The sequence below is a fragment of the Streptococcus himalayensis genome (assembly GCF_001708305.1).
Taxonomy (GTDB): Bacteria; Bacillota; Bacilli; order Lactobacillales; family Streptococcaceae; genus Streptococcus; species Streptococcus himalayensis.
In genome coordinates, this window is sequence record NZ_CP016953.1 from 312,480 (window position 1) to 328,974 (window position 16,495).

The 16,495-nt window shown below is 42.8% G+C and carries 10 protein-coding genes; 6 read left to right on the forward strand and 4 right to left on the reverse strand.

The annotated features are described in order from the left end of the window. Nucleotides 1–293: 293 nt before the first annotated feature. Nucleotides 294–851: a TetR/AcrR family transcriptional regulator gene (locus BFM96_RS01495; protein WP_068989442.1), complete on the reverse strand. Its 558-nt coding sequence runs from the start codon at nucleotides 849–851 to the stop codon at nucleotides 294–296. Nucleotides 852–968: 117 nt separating this feature from the next. Between BFM96_RS01495 and BFM96_RS01500 the strand changes: the two genes are divergently transcribed. Then, nucleotides 969–1,949, forward strand: a complete 981-nt coding sequence (locus BFM96_RS01500) for an NAD(P)H-dependent flavin oxidoreductase (protein ID WP_068989447.1) — start codon at nucleotides 969–971, stop codon at nucleotides 1,947–1,949. Continuing rightward, nucleotides 1,949–3,280 (forward strand): NtaA/DmoA family FMN-dependent monooxygenase, encoded by a 1,332-nt coding sequence (locus BFM96_RS01505; RefSeq protein WP_188595263.1) that lies wholly within the window; start codon nucleotides 1,949–1,951, stop codon nucleotides 3,278–3,280. Before BFM96_RS01500 ends, BFM96_RS01505 begins: the two co-directional genes overlap by 1 nt. A gap of 29 nt (nucleotides 3,281–3,309) precedes the next feature. Here the strand turns inward: BFM96_RS01505 and BFM96_RS01510 are convergent, their stop codons facing one another. Further along, the gene (locus tag BFM96_RS01510) at nucleotides 3,310–4,752 is read right to left on the reverse strand and encodes an IS1182 family transposase (RefSeq protein WP_068989453.1); all 1,443 of its coding nucleotides are present in this window, start codon (nucleotides 4,750–4,752) and stop codon (nucleotides 3,310–3,312) included. A gap of 424 nt (nucleotides 4,753–5,176) precedes the next feature. On the opposite strand from BFM96_RS01510, the gene BFM96_RS01515 reads away from it, so the two are divergent. Next, entirely contained in the window at nucleotides 5,177–6,433 is a 1,257-nt protein-coding gene (locus BFM96_RS01515; RefSeq protein ID WP_083201724.1) for an ISL3 family transposase, read from the forward strand. Between the two features lie 120 nt (nucleotides 6,434–6,553). Here BFM96_RS01515 and BFM96_RS01520 read toward each other — a convergent pair whose 3' ends face one another. Beyond that, entirely contained in the window at nucleotides 6,554–7,840 is a 1,287-nt protein-coding gene (locus BFM96_RS01520; RefSeq protein ID WP_068989456.1) for an adenylosuccinate synthase, read from the reverse strand. Between the two features lie 332 nt (nucleotides 7,841–8,172). Here BFM96_RS01520 and BFM96_RS01525 point away from each other — a divergent pair, with 332 nt between their 5' ends. From BFM96_RS01525 to dusB, 3 genes are read left to right on the forward strand one after another with little or no spacing between them, the layout of a single operon-like run. Then, nucleotides 8,173–9,270, forward strand: a complete 1,098-nt coding sequence (locus BFM96_RS01525) for a zinc metalloprotease (protein ID WP_068989461.1) — start codon at nucleotides 8,173–8,175, stop codon at nucleotides 9,268–9,270. Nucleotides 9,271–9,309: 39 nt separating this feature from the next. Then, nucleotides 9,310–10,182, forward strand: a complete 873-nt coding sequence (hslO, locus tag BFM96_RS01530) for an Hsp33 family molecular chaperone HslO (RefSeq protein ID WP_068989464.1) — start codon at nucleotides 9,310–9,312, stop codon at nucleotides 10,180–10,182. Beyond that, nucleotides 10,169–11,161, forward strand: a complete 993-nt coding sequence (gene dusB / locus BFM96_RS01535) for a tRNA dihydrouridine synthase DusB (RefSeq protein WP_068989467.1) — start codon at nucleotides 10,169–10,171, stop codon at nucleotides 11,159–11,161. The genes hslO and dusB overlap by 14 nt, the downstream gene beginning before the upstream one ends. Before the next feature lie 133 nt (nucleotides 11,162–11,294). On the opposite strand, the gene BFM96_RS01540 is transcribed toward dusB, so the two are convergent. Then, entirely contained in the window at nucleotides 11,295–15,992 is a 4,698-nt protein-coding gene (locus BFM96_RS01540; RefSeq protein WP_068989470.1) for a G5 domain-containing protein, read from the reverse strand. Nucleotides 15,993–16,495: the final 503 nt, after the last annotated feature.

The window sequence follows — 16,495 nt, forward strand, 5'->3', positions numbered from 1 at the left end:
GGTAGAACAGATAATGAATAATCTCCTATAAATTTAGTCCAAAAAAACCGAATAATGCTTAATTTCTTTTAAGGAAGCATCATTCGGTTTTTGTCAAAATACTTTTTCAGTAGGCTTCCAGCTTGGTCGAGTGTGAGACTGCCCCTTAATGAGGGCACAAGGAAAGAACACAAATTGAAGAACGACCTTGTACCTTCCAACAGGAGGAACAAGGTTTTTTACATGCTGGCTAGCTGATTGATAAACTCCCTCTATTTTTGAAACGAGCAGAATTTTTGGACAACACAATAATTTTAATCTGAAACAACCATCATTTGTCCTAAAATGCTAAATAATGTTTCTTGAGCTTCTTCCAAAGTAAAACTCGTTTCTAAGAGCCAATAATTGACAAAGGCAGCCACTCCTCCCGAAAATACATGAATATAAGAGGTGTGAGGTGGTGCAATAACTTCTTTACTGCCTTGCAGATTGGCAGAAAGGAGCATTTCTTGAAAGGCGGCAGAAAAGATAGCTGGCTGACTGGTCAACAATTGATAGATGACAAAGCGATGGTCTTCGACTGCCCGAAGAATATTATCCAAGAACAAGCGACGTTCAGCTGTCGAAATACTGGCTAAGTCTTTGGCAAGCGGTTTACAAGCGTCCTCAATCGCTAGCAAAATCTCTTTTAGCATATTCTCATAAAGGTGTTCTTTGGTTTCATAATGCTGGTAAAAGGCATTGCGGGATACTTGGGCGACTGCGCAGATTTCCTTGACAGAGATTTTCGCGATGTCTTTCGTTTGGAGTAAATCCAAAAAGGCTTTTTGGAGAGCTAATTCCGTTTTTTGGAACCGTAAATCTTGTTTCAATAGGACAATCCTTTCTTTTGTGTCTGTTAAGTGACAGATTGGCAAAAAATGTCAATTGACTACCTTAAATGACACATGTACTATATAAACTATAACAGAAAGAAAGCGAGAAGACAAATGGCAAATCGTGTTACTGAAATATTAGGAATTGAAAAACCGATTATTCAAGGACCTTTAGCGTGGCTGACGAATGGAGCCTACGCTGGTGCAGTGAGTGCAGCAGGAGGACTAGGTGTTCTGGGGATTAGCGCAGGACAAACCGTCGCTGCGACAACGGTGGAAGAAACTGTGGAAAATATGCGTCGCGAAATTCGCATTGCCCGTCAAATTACAGACAAACCTCTCGGTCTCAATGTCGCACCAAGTCATCCAAATACAGATATCTTTACACAGCCCATGATGGATTTAATGGCAGAAGAAGGGGTTGAAGTTGCCGTTATGGTGGGAGAATTCTCAGCCGAGTGGACTAAGAGATTTCACAACAAAGGAATTAAAGTTGTCTTTCGAGCGGCCACTCCAACAGTTGAAAATACGGAAGAAGCCATTCAAGGTGGCGCAGATATTATCGTTGCGACCGGTTTTGATGAAGGTGGAACCGTACCTGAAAAGGCAATTGGCACATTTTCAATTGTTCCTATGATTGTGGATGCCGCAAAAGGGCGTGTTCCAGTCATGGCAGCCGGTGGTATTGCCGATGCACGAACTGCCAAAGCGGCCTTTGCTTTGGGAGCAGAAGGACTCTTTGTCGGAACTGCCTTTATGATGTCTGAAGAATCTATCCTCGCACAAAACATCAAAGAACAAGCCTTAGCTGCAAACGCTTCTGATCTCCTACTCTATCGTACCGTACCAGCCTATTATCGCTCCTTACCAGGAGCCATTCCCAATAAACTGCTGGAAATGAGCCAAGCTGGTGCTAGTGAGGAAGAAATTTTTAAGGTGCAAGGTGCCTATAACGGGATGCGCGATGGGATGTTATTTGGGGATTTGACCAAGGGATTTGCTTCCTTTGGACTCGGAATTTCCATGATTGATACGATTGAGCCTGTGGCTGTCATCATGGATAAGCTCATGTCTGGAATTGAGGAGTTAGTATAATGAATATGAAAAAACAAATGAAAATTGTCCTGCAAATGGTATCTGGCTATGGTGGGGAATTTAAGACATGGCGTCTGCCAGAAGCTAAAGAAGATGCCTACACAGACATGGATTTCTATGTTGAAATGGCACAGTTAGCAGAAAAAGGCAAACTCCATGCCCTCTTTATGGCAGACACTCCTGCTCTCGTCAATGATTTGACACAGGATACGCCCATGCATTCCATGGATCCGCTGATTGCCATGACCTCTGTGGCACGAGCAACCAAGCATATTGGCCTAGTCGGAACCTTTTCAACAACCTTTAACGAACCCTATAACCTTGCTCGTCACCTCAAAGCACTAGATGTAATCAGTCATGGACGAGTTGGTTGGAATGCGGTCACCACTTCTACACCAGCAACAGCTGCGAATTTTGGAAGCCATCTAAAATCTACACAGGAGCGTTATGGCAGAGCTCACGAGATGATTGAAGCTGTTCAAGGACTTTGGGGTTCTTGGGAAAAAGGAGCCTACATCCACGATAAACAATCTGGGCAATTTGCTGATATGGGGAGAATTAAACCTCTTAACTATCAAGGTGAATACATTCAGACCAAGGGTCCCCTTCCTATTCCGCCATCTGAACAGGGGCAGCCACCCATTTTCCAAGCAGGACCTAGTCCAGAAGGCATTCGGCTAGCAGGAAGATTTGCTTCTGGTGTCTATGCCAATCCTTTCACTATTGAAGAATCTCGCGAATACCGAAATATACTGAGAGAAAGTGCCGTCGCTCATGGGCGTTCTGCAGACGACATCAACGTCTTTACAGGCTTTATGTTTACCATTGCAGATAGTAAGGAAGAAGCACTTGCTCGGCGTAGAAGAGTCTTAGAATTTGACAAGGAAGAATTAGCACATCGTCTATCCTATCTCGGAGCCATGGTCGGCTTGAATTTCCAAGGTATCGATCCCTATCAACCTCTTCCTGATAGTTGGTTGAAACTCGCTCGGGCTAATCCACACGATCCTCGTTCTCCACGTGCCTTAGCGGTGCTAAAAGAAGGCTACTCTCCAGTCGATACACTGGCACACGGTGTCATCAACTACCATCCAGTCGTTGTGGGAACTGCCAAAGATGTAGCTGACTTCTTGGAAGAATGGTTTGAAGCAGGTGCAACAGATGGATTTTCCATTGTACCCGATTTAGCTCATGATGGCGTGCGTGCCTTTGTCGAACAAGTCGTACCCATCCTTCAAGAACGAGGACTCTTTCATAAAGACTATGAAAGCTCTACTCTTCGAGACCTCCTCGGTGTGCCTTATCAATACGGCATACGAACAGAAGAATAACGAAAATAGAAGCGCAGGTTAAACTGCACTCAGACCGAAGACAAACTAGCCCTTAAACTAGTTTGTCTTTTTGTTTGCTGTGTTATTTTTGAAAAAAGTAGTCTAAAAGAGTAGATTAGGGCAACATAAAAAGACCTTCCTGCCCTCATTTTCACCAGTTTTTTGAGATTAAGGCACGCCAAAGTCAGCCCAACCTTATCTCGCATTTTGAGCTTACCAATTTCTCTTGTATAGCGGAGATTATGGTATTCTTTAGCCGTCCCAAAGAGTCGCTCTATCGTCTCCTTACGATGCTGATATCGCTCTTTCATCCCTCTTTGGTGGCGAATCTCTTCACAAATCTCCATGTAACCTTTCCAGATATGTCTGGTGACTAGCTTCTGCTTGGTCTTACTTTCAGTACAACTCTTTAGGAGTGGACAGGTTGCACAAGTCTTAGGGTTACTCTTGTATTCTCGATAGCCAGAACGGTTGGTAGTGCTGTAAGACAAGACTTGGTTTTCAGGGCAGAGGTAGACGTCATAATGCTCGTCATAAATGAAATCATTCGGTCGTAACATGCCCTTCTTGCCACGAGGTCTGGTGTAGGGAAAGACAGGTGTGATATGCTGGTCCAGTAGACATTTGGCAATACTGGGAGTTTTATAACCAGAGTCAGCGATGATATAGTTGGGGTGAAACGGTTCTAGCTTTGCGAAAAGAGCAGGGAAAGCTTGACTATCATGGACATTGCCTGCTTCAACAGTATAGGCTAATGCCCAACCGTGTTTGTCGCAAGCCACCTGTGCTGCATAAGCGAAAACCTCCTTATGCTCCCCCTTATGAAACCAACCACTATCAGGGTCAGTCGTGGACATCTTTTTAGTGTTAGCCTCGCCTTTTGCGGCGGGCTTTAAGGGCTTTTTTTCATGTGTTACCCGATCTTGTGCGATTTCTTTTTCGAGTTGTTCACTCATCCATTTAGCTTGAGCCTCGACCTCTTGTCGTCTGTATTTATGGTTGTTGGCAGCTGCTTTGATGTGCGTTCCGTCGATGAAAATCTCATCTGTATCCACTAATCCAGCAGTCAAACAGAGATTGAGGACATGTTCGAAGATACGCGTGATCACTTCTGTTTCAGCGAAACGACGGCTGTAGTTTTTACCGTATGTGGTAAAATGAGGCACCTTATCGTCCAGACTCAAGCCCAGAAACCAACGATAGGCAACATTGACCTCAATGTCCTTGATGGTCTGACGCATGGAGCGAATGCCATAGAAGCACTGAATCAGAGGGATTTTGACCAGCATAACAGGGTCAAGGCTAGGACGACCCTTGTCTGAGGAATAACTATCCTCCACCAAGTCATAGATGACAGAAAAGTCGACAGTTTCCTCCAACTGACGCAGAAAGTGGTCCTTTGGAACTAACTCTTCAAGCGTATAGAAGCCTACTTGACGACGGTTATAATCGGGATTTTCTTTGTGAAACATAGCCAACACCTCACATTCTTCTTACCTCTATTATACTCCTTGACATCAAAAAAAGCCCTCAGAAACAAGTATTTCTAGGACTTTGTCTTCAATCTGAGCGCAGGTTAAACTGCACTTCTATTTTTCATATCGTTAAAGAAATGATGATAAGCTTTTTGCCTTTTTGAAAAGATGGGTAAAATAAACCACTGAACTTCTCAAACTGAGCATTCGCTTTTACAAATTTCTATTCCCAACTTAAAGCAGTTCTCCAGAAAGGGACCTTTTGCTACGCAAAACTCCTATTTCCCAACTTAAAACGGCTCTATAATATCTGTAGTGGGTAAATCCACTGTGGAGATTATGGAGCCTTTTTCAGTGTAGAAAAAAAGTCCCATATGACCTATAATGAAAAGCGACACAACTATCATTTAGAAAGACTCATATGGAACAACTAAATCTTATCACAAATTTTCTCAAAATGAAAGACAAAAATATCACGATCACTAATGAATGCGACATGGGAACACACTTAGAACTCCACGGTCACTTGGATTACACAGCCCCTAAATGCCCTTCCTGCAAGGGACAAATGGCTAAGTACGACTTCCAGAAAGCCTCTAAAATCCCCTACTTAGAAACTGCTGGCTACCCGCTACTTATCCGCCTTCGAAAGCGTCGTTTCAAGTGCAAGGAATGTGGGAAAATGGCGGTCGCTGAAACTCCTATTGTTAAGAAGAACCATCAAATATCTGTCGCTGTCAACCAGAAAATCACACAATTACTCATCGAAAATCAAGCAATGACACATATCGCACACAGACTTTCCATTTCAACATCTACAGTTATTCGAAAACTCAATGAGTTTAAGTTTGAAACGGATTGGGCTAAGCTTCCAGAAGTCATGTCCTGGGATGAGTATGCCTTCAAGAAAGGGAAAATGAGCTTTATCGCTCAAGATTTTGACACAAATAACATCATCGCTATCCTTGATGGAAGAACGCAGGTGGTCATCCGAAATCACTTCCTACGATACCCTAGACAGGTCAGAAACCGCGTTAAATTCATCACTATGGACATGTTTAGCCCTTACTATCAACTAGCCAAACAACTTTTTCCTCATGCTAAAATCGTGCTTGATCGTTTCCACGTTGTGCAACATCTCAGCCGTGCTATGAACCGTGTCCGTACCCAAATCATGAATGCTTTTGACCGCAAATCGCATGAATACAAGACGCTCAAACGCTACTGGAAACTGGTACAACAAGATAGCCGTAAACTCAGTGACAAGCGGTTCTATCGCCCTACTTTTCGCATGCACTTAACCAACCAGGAGATTGTCGCTAAACTGCTCGGCTATTCTCAAGAACTGAGAGAACACTACGAGCTCTATCAACTACTGCTTTTTCACTTCCAGGAGAAGCAAGCTGACCAGTTTTTTGGACTTATCCAAGACGCTAGGCAGACTGTCAACCCGATTTTCCAGACCGTATTTAATACCTTTTTGAAGGACAAGGATAAGATTCTCAACGCCATGGAATTGCCTTACTCAAATGCCAAACTTGAGGCGACGAATAATCTCATCAAAGTCATCAAGCGTAATGCCTTTGGATTTCGGAACTTTGAAAACTTCAAAAAGCGGATTTTGATTGCCATCAACATCAAAAAAGAGAAGACCAATTTGGTCCTCTCTAGGTGTTAGCTTTTCATCTACCCACTACAGTTGACAAAGAGCCCTTAAAACGAGGCGTAAGCCTGTAAAGAAGAAAATTCGTTTCCGCGAATTTCTATTTCCAACCTAAAACAACCCGTCAGGGTTGTTTTAGCCCCATACGCTTTCCAAGATATTGGTTTGTTCGCGGCCTGGGCCTACGGAGAAGGTTGAGATGCGAACGCCAACGAGTTCGCTGACGCGACGGACATAGTTCCGTGCATTTTCTGGGAGTTCTTCTAGGCTACGAGCGCCTGTAATATCCTCAGACCAACCTGATAATTCTTCGTAGATTGGTTTGCAACGTTTGAGTTCTTCTAGACTTGCTGGATAGTGGTCAATCCGTTGTCCATCTAAATCATAGGCGACACAGATTTTTACCGTTTCAAGGCCTGAAAGAACGTCAATTGAGTTCAAAGATAGATTAGTAATTCCTGATACGCGGCGACTATGACGCATCACAACAGAATCAAACCAGCCAACACGGCGCGGACGACCGGTAGTTGTCCCATACTCATGCCCCACTTCGCGAATACGATCACCGATTTCGTCAAATAATTCCGTTGGGAATGGTCCATCACCGACACGGCTAGTATAAGCTTTACATACCCCAACTACCTTATCAATCTTGCTTGGACCAACACCTGAACCAATGGTCACACCACCTGCAACTGGGTTTGATGAGGTTACAAATGGATAGGTTCCTTGGTCGATATCAAGCATAACCCCTTGTGCTCCCTCAAAGAGAACTCGTTTACCTTGGTCGAGGGCATCATTCAAAATCACCGAAGTATCCGTCACATATTGCTTGATTTGCTGACCGTATTCGTAGTATTCTTCAAAAATTTCGTCAAATGCAATCGCTGTGCTATCATACAATTTCTCAAACAGACGATTTTTTTCTGCTAGATTACGCTCCAAGCGCTCTCTGAAAATTTCGCGATCCAAGAGGTCTGCAATGCGGATTCCCACACGCGCAGCCTTATCCATATAGGCAGGTCCGATCCCTTTAATGGTCGTTCCGATTTTATTATCGCCTTTTGCTTCTTCCTGCAATTGGTCCAACTTGATATGATAAGGCAAGATAACATGTGCACGGTCTGAAATCCGAAGATTATCTGTTGTCACGCCCTCTTCATGCAAGTAGTTCAATTCCTTGACTAAAGATTTTGGATTGACCACCATACCATTTCCGATTACAGAGATTTTTTCTGGGAAGAAAATCCCTGATGGAATCAAGTGCAACTTGTATTTTTTTCCGTCAATCACGATGGTATGACCTGCATTGTCACCCCCTTGGTAACGGGCAATCACTTCTGCATTGGCAGACAAGAAGTCTGTGATTTTTCCCTTCCCTTCGTCCCCCCACTGGGTACCTACAACTACTACTGATGTCATGTCTTTATGGACCTCCATTTTTATTCGGCTCCGACTTGGTAGCCGCTAGGCGAGGATACCTTCTGCATTCCTCTACTGTTTTGATGCAGTAGATCCTCCACCGCTTTCTCAGGCACGGCAGGATTTTCACCTGCTAGTTTCTCTTACAATTCATTATATCCGATTTTTACCGTTTTTTCAAGATAAGACCCTAGCATTGTCCGTGAAAGGTCGATTATCATCTTGAAAAACGCTGCAATAGTTTGCAAAAACTGAACATTTCCTCTTTCAAAAAAACTAGACAAAGCTGAAAAAGCATGCTATACTAAAATAAAAATAGAACAGGAGAAACCATGCTTCAAAAACCCAATCTTTTGAAATGTATCCATATCCTCTTCCTTTTTCTCGGATCTCTTTGTATATTTTCCGGTTTTGCCCTTTCAGGTTATTACGCTGGTCAGATCCAGGATAACTTGTATGCTATTCCATTGCACATCTTTTTAGGAGTTCTAGGATTTTATCTGGCACTTATTCTACATGAGCTGGGCCATGCCTTTTTTGGACGAATCAGCGGCTACAAAACCGTAGCCTTGGGTCTTGGCAAATGGAATCTGGTATATTCACAAACGGGCACTCACTTCAAAAAGAAATTGCTACACAAGGATGTTGCAGCTCAGTACATCGGTGTGAAAGAAAATCGTGAAACGGGCAGAGACATTCTCATGCTTTCTGGCGGAATCATCGTCCACCTGACTCTCATTATCTGCTATCTTATCCTTGGTTCTCTGAATCAATCTTGGACCTGGTTTCTTCCACAAATCTGCCTCAATGCTGGACTTTTCCTGCTCAATCTCAACCCCAATGGCATTACGGACGGTGCCAAAATAGTGGAACTAGCCTCCTATCCTGAGCACAAGGAATATCTCTATCTGGAGTTAGACCATGCTGCCCAAGTATTTTTAGAAAATCAAGAGGTCAATCTAGCCGATTTTACCAAAGACTCCCCTCTCGAGCGGGGAAGTATTGCCCAAACCGCCTATCTCAATCACACAGAAGGCCTGATTGTTCACGGTGAGATAGAAGAAGCCCAATGCCGCTTAGAAACCGTCGTCCATTTCACGGAAAATACTGTAATCCGCATGCTAAGCAGGACGCTTCTCCTTCTTGCCTATCTCCTCCAAGACAAGACGCAACAAGCACGAGACCTCGCACAAACAAAAGACCTCAAAAAAATGTTCCAACAACCGCAAAGCCAATTCCAAATCATCAAGGCCTACTACGAAATCTCTGTTTTAAACGATAGCAAATCTGCCCAAAAATCGCTTGAAAAGGCGAAACAATCTTGGCAATTCTCTCACTTTCTAAAAGATGAAAAAGACTACTATCAAAAACTTTTTGACACTGTAAAATCCCAAATCCAGCCAGGGGAAAAGTCAGAAATCAAAGCCTAAGCAAGCCCCTTCAACTACTTTTTATGATAAAATAGAAGAATGGATAAAATTATTAAAACAATCTCAAATAGTGGCTCTTTCAGAGCCTTTGTGCTAGACAGCACAGAAACCGTCAAAACTGCCCAAGAAAAGCACCAAACCCTTGCAAGCTCAACCGTTGCCTTGGGGCGGACCCTGATTGCCAATCAAATCCTTGCCGCTAATGAAAAGGGCAAGACAAAAGTAACCGTTAAGGTACTGGGGTCTAGCTCTCTAGGAGCTATCATTTCCGTAGCAGATACCAAGGGCACTGTCAAAGGCTATGTGCAAAATCGAGGCGTTGACATCAAGAAAACGGCGACTGGAGAAGTCTTGGTCGGTCCCTTTGTCGGTAATGGAGAATTTCTCGTCATTACCGACTACGGCATGCGCAATCCCTATCATTCCATGACTCCTTTGATTACAGGGGAAATCGGAGAAGATCTTGCCTACTATCTGACCGAAAGCCAGCAAACACCATCCGCTGTGGGACTTAATGTCCTGTTAGATGAACATGACAAGGTCAAAACGGCAGGTGGCTTTCTCGTGCAAGTCCTTCCAGATGCTAAGGAAGCAGAAATCGCCCGCTTTGAAAAACGCATCCAAGAAATGCCTGCCATTTCTACCTTACTCAGCTCAGAGGACCATATCGAGGCCCTTCTTGCAGCCATTTACGGCGATGAACCTTACAAACGTCTATCCGAAGAAGAACTAAGCTTTTCATGCGATTGTAGCAAGGAACGCTTCCAAAATGCCCTCAATACTCTGCCAAAATCAGAATTGGAAGCTATGAAAGAAGAGGACAAGGGAGCAGAAATTATCTGCCAATTTTGCCAAACTGACTATCAATTTACCGAACAAGACTTGGAGGACTTAATTCGTGACAAATCTTAATACGCCCTTTATGATTGGAACTGTCGAAATTCCCAATCGTACCGTTCTAGCTCCTATGGCAGGGGTGACCAATTCTGCCTTTCGTACCATTGCCAAAGAATTAGGAGCAGGGCTGGTTGTGATGGAAATGGTCTCTGACAAAGGAATTCAATACAATAATGAAAAAACCTTGCACATGCTCCATATCGATGAGGGAGAAAATCCTGTTTCCATCCAATTATTTGGAAGCGATGCAGACAGCCTTTGCCGTGCTGCCGAATTTATCCAAAATAATACCCGCACAGACATCGTTGATATTAACATGGGCTGCCCAGTTAATAAAATTGTCAAAAACGAAGCTGGAGCTAAATGGCTAAAGGATCCCGATAAGATTTACCACATTATCCACAAGGTGCAAGCAGTCCTTGACATTCCCTTGACTGTCAAAATGCGGACTGGCTGGGCAGATACTAGTCTTGCTGTGGAAAATGCCCTTGCCGCAGAAAGCGCTGGTGTTGCGGCTCTCGCTATGCATGGACGAACTCGTGAGCAGATGTATACAGGAGAAGCCGATCTGGAGACACTGCGCGATGTCGCCCAAGCCTTGACTAAAATTCCTTTCATCGCCAATGGCGATATTCGCTCCGTAGAAGAAGCCAAGCAGCGTATTGAAGAAGTCGGTGCTGACGCTGTCATGGTCGGGCGTGCTGCTATGGGCAATCCTTATATTTTCAACCAAATTAACCATTACCTTGAAACAGGAGAAATTCTTCCAGATTTGAATTTTGGCGATAAGCTGAACATTGCTTTTGAGCACCTGACTCGCTTGGTCAATCTCAAAGGGGAAAGCATTGCTGTGCGCGAATTCCGCGGTCTCGCTCCTCACTATCTCCGCGGAACAGCTGGGGCTGCCAAAATCCGTGGAGCCGTTGCCCGTGCCGAATCTGTGGAAGAAGTTGAAGAACTCTTTAACCAAGCCCGTGAAGCCTATCAAAAATAAAGTGCATACTCTCTAAAAATCATAAGAGCATTATCAAAAATTTCCTGCCTACTCAAAAAACCAGAAGTTTCGGCAATAGAACTTCTGGTTTTTTGTTTTGTCAAATGCTCACTGATCAACTTGAGGTGACTGTTTAGTTATCCCCTCTTTTATCGATCACCATAACTCCAATGAGATTTGGAATTTCTCTTCTCTCAGCTCCCAGCCATTTATAATGGATACCATCAGAGTCTAGTACCACTTGATTCTCTCCAGGTCCGATATTAAAAGGAGTCATACTGATTGAAATATGCATAGAAACATTGTTTTTATCCATCATATTGTCCCAATGGCCCTTTGAATGTTTCCATTGATCGAATAATTTATTAGCAATATATTCTTCAGATACATACTGATACGGACTTTGGGGAGCAAAGGCAGCTAGATTTTCTCCCATATGTCCTCGATACTTAGGATCTGTAATAATACCTTCATGCCATTTTCGACCGTCTGGACGGGTATGTGCGAGATAGTTTTCCTTGACCTTAAAGCGAATACCACCAGCTGTTTTTAATTCTGTTGCCCGAGCATCTGCTGGTTTTATCAAATCCACATTGTCAGTCATCAGACGCAAACCTCGTTTTTTACGCTCTTCATTAGTCTTATCAATAATAATCTGACTGATCTTTGCTTGATCCAACTGTGATAACAAATAGTCTAAGAGTTGTCCATCGTATGGTGGATTGATTGTTTCTTTTCTTTCCGGAGTCGTCTTCCAAATAGCTGTATTATAAAGTTTAATATCCGAATTTCCAGCTAGCTCAAACCGCTTCTCTGCTGGAAGGGCTAAGATTTCTTCAAAAGTAGCGGGTAGCTCTTTAGCGTATGAATTTCTCCAAGTCTTTTCATACCATTCTTTTCCGGTCGAAGTGCGTTTTGGCTCTGCTGTTCCCACTTCTACGATACGACTCACAGGAGCAAGCATGAGTTTCTCACCGCGAGGGATTTCCTCTTGTGTCGCTGTCAGTTCTTTACCAGAACCTTGGAGTTGTCCTTTGATGTAAACTTTTTCGTTTACAACATATTTGTACCCATTTTTTCCTTCTTGAATGACCCGGGTTTGACCTTTTGGAAGGCTCGCATTTTCCCGCGTAATGGTCTCAAAGGCGAGGTCTTTTTTATGGACATTTTCACGGACAACTCTCCGAGTACCAATTTCTAGGATTCGATGCTGAACTGGTGTTTTGACATAGCTATTGACTTTTTCTTTTTCGAGCACACGGCCTTCTGCTGTATGGACACGGTAGACAGTAATTTTTTCACCGTCTTTACCGGCTTGAATTTCCTTGCTTTGTCCTTCAGATAAGTTAGGATTTTCACGAGTTTCTGTCGTAAATTTCAAAACTTCTTTTTCTTCGACTTGCTTAATCTCCAAGGTACCGACTAAAACCACTTCATCTTGAGCAGACGTCGTGATTTGCTCCTTGAATTGCTCATGGTCTTTTTGGTCGTGAATCTTGGCACCATTGCGATATGGCACTGCCCAAAGCTCTTCGACTTTCCCTTTTTGTCCTTTTTCCAAGACTTGCCGTTGACCAAGAAGGATCTGGTCAGATTTTTTCTCAACGACCTTGTAGTCTAACTCTTTTACCAACCGGCGTTCGTCTCGGTACTCTGGGGCAACGTAGCGACCAACTGCTACCACTTGAGTAATCGGCGCTACCACCAAAGGAGAGCTTCCCTCAATCGGCTTGCGGCTACCTTCAACTTCTACCCCTTCTCGGAAATCGGCACGATAATAGGTCGTCTCACTACCATTTTTACCTAGAATCACCACGCGTGTCTCACCAACTGGTAGATACGGATCATCGATTTCCTTGGTGTCAAAGGCTAGGACTTTTTTATCCTCGATAATCTTGGTTGTAGGAAGTGGCCGTGTCCCACGGCGGACACGAATCGGACGGCTATCAGGAAACTCCCCAGTCGTATAGAGGAGTGGTCGATTTGCTCTCCACTCGTATTCATAGATAGGATTATCTGGGTCTACATTAGCAAACATGCCCTCTGGAAATACTCGGAAGAAAATATCCGAAGACACAGACCAATCACTATTTATCTCTATGGACCGTATAGATGGTAATTTACTTGAAATGCGTCTCTCAAAAAGTTCTTTTATCATTTGAAGTTCTTGAGAAGTCAAGTTATTTTTATCTATTACTCGTATCTTGTTCTCTTCACCATTAGGATTTTCTGTTACTAAAGTATCTTTAGGTATTATGATTCCAACGTGAAGAGTTCTAGATTTCACATTTTCATTGAAAATTTCATCCACAAAATTTTCAGCAATATTATGATACGATGTGCTATAATTATTCTCTCCAAATACTTCTTTTGCAGCATTAACCACTACATCTGCAGAGTCTTGATATGCAGAACGAAGTATATTTGCTGCATATTCTTTATCTTTTTCTGTCAGTCCTGTCGCGAAATATCTACGAACCCAAATTCGAAAATCTTCATGTGTCCCATCTTCTATAACTTCTTCTCCAATATCAAGGTCTGGATCCTCAATATATTCGACAGATTTGTAGCGACGAGATTCTAGATAGAGTTTGCCATACCTCTCTCTCCGCCCGAGTTGTGGTAATTCCGACAAGCTCACACTAGCCGCAAGAGCATTATCACGCAATTTAGCCATAAATGCAGCTTTATTGTCAACATCTCTGGTAGTACCTGTATCAAAACGTTTGTCTAGTGTAAAGCCAGAAAGACGATCGTCTTCTGAATTAATTTTTAGACGATCTACTCCTTTTGGCTTGCCATCTGGCCATTCTTCATAGATATTTTCGACTTTTTCTGTCTCGGTTTCATCGATCAGGGTTCGCTCTGTATTTCCATTACCAGAAACAACTTTATAAACTTTATCATGAATGCCATTTTTTCCAATCGTAATACCTGTTGGAAAGGCAGTCGCAATATACGAATCATCAAAATGATTGAGAAGTGGTCCTTCTATTTTTGGTAGAACATAGAACTCTCCATCAGAATCTCTAACAGGAGTCTCAGGATACACCATCGTCGGATGCTCTACTATTTTCACAGAGTTATCTGAATTTTGCATTTCAGGATTATCAAGAGCATCATAAAGATAATCATCTAAATCACCAGTAGAAGTAGGAAAATTGTCCGCTATTGGACTTACATAATCATCTTCTCCATATTTTATATTTCGTGCATAGGCTTCGATGGTGTGGTTATACTCGTCCACAGTCCGCTCACGCACAATCTCGACATCTTTGGTTCCTACTTCGATGATGGTCTTGGTTAACTCATCGGCAATAATTTCATCGGTTGGGCGATCATGGCGAATTGTCGTTTTTCCACTTCCTTGTTGAATGACCCTGTGCGTACCTTTGTCAAGGTCTGGATTTTCTCTGATTTCCGTATCTGACCCCACTTGGATATCTGAAGCGATGACAGGTCGGTCCTCTTCTTGAGGGAGTTCTTCTGGAGTTCCTGTTGTCGGCTGAATAGCTGCTTTATTAACCAAGACAACGCGATCCTCAGCTGGTGTTTCTTCTACTGGCTCCTCTTCAGATACATTGGTCACAACTCCATTGGTTGTTGTCAAGGAGATTGAGCTTGTAACCTTCCCATCTCGACCTTCTGAGAGGACTTTTTCATCGCCTGGGCCTACTTCTTCGCTCACGCGGATAACGGTATTGTGCCTGATAGGCGTTGTTTCTGAGACAACTTCCGTCGTCACTACTGGCTCTTCATAAGTCCCGTACTCAACGATGGCTTCGACTGGCTCTTCAATAACTTCCTCGCGGATCAAACGATGTGCAATCTCTTGTCCATCCAGCAAGGTCACTTCATAAACAGCTCGTTTTTGTCCGTCTTTCCCAGCCTGAACGACACGGGTTTCCCCTTTTTTCAGATTTGGATTTTCAATATTTTTAGAAGGATGTGGAATGGAAATCAGGTGCTCCCGCTCTTCTTTTACAGAGTTATCCACGAAGGACTGGATACTGGATGCATGAGGTTCCCCAATCACTGGCTCTGGAAGAACCTTGTCATCCGTGCTACCTAAGTTCTGGACCTTGTCTGGAAGAGTTTGAGTTCCAGTTGGCTTTTCAGTCGGCATTTCCTTAGAAGGATTTGATGTATCTGATGTCATTGGTACGACATTGGCTTTGTCTGGTTGGACGACCTTAGCAGGTGCTTCGTAGGTTGCTTTTTTTGCTGGGGCATTTGCAATATAGCCTACATAGACAAAGTTCGGGATTTCTGCTCCTGCTGGCAATTCTGAACCTTTGGATAAGGTAAAGCTTTGGTTATAGCTCGCCAAACGATGACTTTCAACTGCACTCACACTTGGCAAGGCGTAAGAAGCTCCTAGGCTAGAGAGTACGACCATTGATGTGATGATGGTTTTCTTGCTGGCACCTTTTTTAACCAAACTAATCCCAATCACCAAAAGACTAACCCCGGCCGCTCCAGTTAAAGCAAGAGACATCTCACTACTTGTTTTTGGAAGTACACCCGAAGTCTGCACAGGACGATAAACCAAATAATAGCTTTGATCTTCATTCGTCACATTTCGAGGAAGATCACGTACAATCAGCGCTTTCTCTGCATCTGTCAATTCATCTTCAGATACATATTGGTATTGAACCGAGAATTCTTGCCCCTGACTAACTTCTCCTAATTGATCAGCGGATACTGTCTCTACTGGTCCTGTCAAACCTACTAGGGTTGAACCAACGGCTAGCGACACCGTTCCGATTGCTAATTTTCGAATGGAAAACTTCATCAGTTGTTTCCATTCAAAACTCTTACGTTTTTTCATCCTATTCTCCTTTAGAGTTTTACTTTTTTATAGACTTTAATTTTTCTATAAAATCACCTATATTGTACCACTCTCACCATAAAAATTCAATAGATATCTTGCTATTTTGACAAAGTTTTTAAAAATTCGGGGGGGGGGTAAATGTTAGTTTAACAATTATTCTAGACTTAAAAATAATAGGATACATGCATATATGTGTCTATGACCTGTTCTTCTTATACCCAATGAAAATCAAAATTAGCATCTTGATATTTTCTTAGGTGGTTTGGATGTAAACTACCTGTGTTCTATGATTATTCATCTTATTTACTGGAAAAGTATCCTGTTTAACTCATTTAGTTCTCTACATTTTTAACCTAAAATAAATACGTTTAAATAAAATGGCTATTTTTGAAATTAAATGAGTATTATATAGGTTTTTATCTGTTGTCTACACAGAAAAAGACAGGGCTTGCCCTATCTTTTTGATTGTCCTTATACTAAATCTGACTAGGTTCCACAAT

Bases quoted from the DNA above. Each gene is read 5' to 3' on its own strand.
- BFM96_RS01500 (WP_068989447.1), top strand. From the start codon at position 969: ATGGCAAATCGTGTTACTGAAATATTAGGAATTGAAAAACCGATTATT.
- BFM96_RS01505 (WP_188595263.1), top strand. From the start codon at position 1,949: ATGAATATGAAAAAACAAATGAAAATTGTCCTGCAAATGGTATCTGGC.
- BFM96_RS01510 (WP_068989453.1), bottom strand. From the start codon at position 4,752: ATGTTTCACAAAGAAAATCCCGATTATAACCGTCGTCAAGTAGGCTTC.
- BFM96_RS01515 (WP_083201724.1), top strand. From the start codon at position 5,177: ATGGAACAACTAAATCTTATCACAAATTTTCTCAAAATGAAAGACAAA.
- BFM96_RS01520 (WP_068989456.1), bottom strand. From the start codon at position 7,840: ATGACATCAGTAGTAGTTGTAGGTACCCAGTGGGGGGACGAAGGGAAG.
- BFM96_RS01525 (WP_068989461.1), top strand. From the start codon at position 8,173: ATGCTTCAAAAACCCAATCTTTTGAAATGTATCCATATCCTCTTCCTT.
- hslO (WP_068989464.1), top strand. From the start codon at position 9,310: ATGGATAAAATTATTAAAACAATCTCAAATAGTGGCTCTTTCAGAGCC.
- BFM96_RS01540 (WP_068989470.1), bottom strand. From the start codon at position 15,992: ATGAAAAAACGTAAGAGTTTTGAATGGAAACAACTGATGAAGTTTTCC.